Below are 804 nucleotides of genomic sequence, written 5' to 3'. Positions count from 1 at the left end.
TCGGAATCCATGATAGAGAACCAGGCGGTGCTGGAGGATCTGGAAATCCAGACCTTTACCAATATCATTACCGGACAGGCGCCTGTTGATGAATTTGATTCCTTTGTGGAGCAGTGGAAGGCCCTGGGCGGCGAAGAAATTACCGGGGAAATCAACGAATGGTATCAGGAAATGAACAACTGACGGATATAGAAACGGGCTGCGGACAGACACGCAGTCCGGAAACGGGAGGCCTGATATGGAAAAACAGAAATTTATGGAGACCAAACGGCGGCCGGCACAGCGGCTGAAGCAGAGCGTTCCCTTTTACCTGATGCTGCTGCCGGGAATGGTGCTTCTGTTTCTTTTCAATTACCTTCCCCTGTATGGATGGAAGATTGCCTTTCAGAAATTCATACCGGCGAAGGGTTTATTCGGGGAGCAGAAATGGGTGGGGACCTATTGGTTCAAGTATATAGCCAACTATCCGGATTTCTTAAGAGCCTTACGCAACACCTTACTGATAAGCTTTGAAAAACTGGCCCTGGGACTTGTCATAGCGATCCTGTTTTCTATCCTGATCAATGAAATCAGAAATTCGAAGCTGAAAAGAACCGTGCAGACGATAGTCTATCTGCCGCATTTTTTATCCTGGATTATCCTGTCCGGTGTACTGATCGATATTCTTTCCCCTTCCACCGGCATTGTGAATAAGCTGATCATGGCGATGGGAGGGCAGTCGGTGTTCTTCCTGGGGGACAACCGGTTCTTTCAGGGAACCATGGTGGTTACGGATATCTGGAAGGAATTCGGGTTTAATACCAT

General features: G+C 48.1%; 2 pseudogenes. Both read left to right on the top strand.

The window, feature by feature from the left end:
* A pseudogene (locus DXA36_RS32760) lies at positions 1-183 on the top strand (extracellular solute-binding protein); the annotation flags it as partial.
* 55 nt (positions 184-238) lie between these two features.
* Positions 239-804: pseudogene (locus DXA36_RS32660) on the top strand (sugar ABC transporter permease); the annotation flags it as partial.

Origin of the sequence: Eisenbergiella sp. OF01-20 (genome assembly GCF_003478085.1) — a bacterium.
In the GTDB taxonomy this organism is placed as follows: domain Bacteria; phylum Bacillota; class Clostridia; order Lachnospirales; family Lachnospiraceae; genus Eisenbergiella.
Note: the sequence above shows the minus strand (reverse complement) of the source record. Positions and strands in the feature narration are given on the sequence as shown.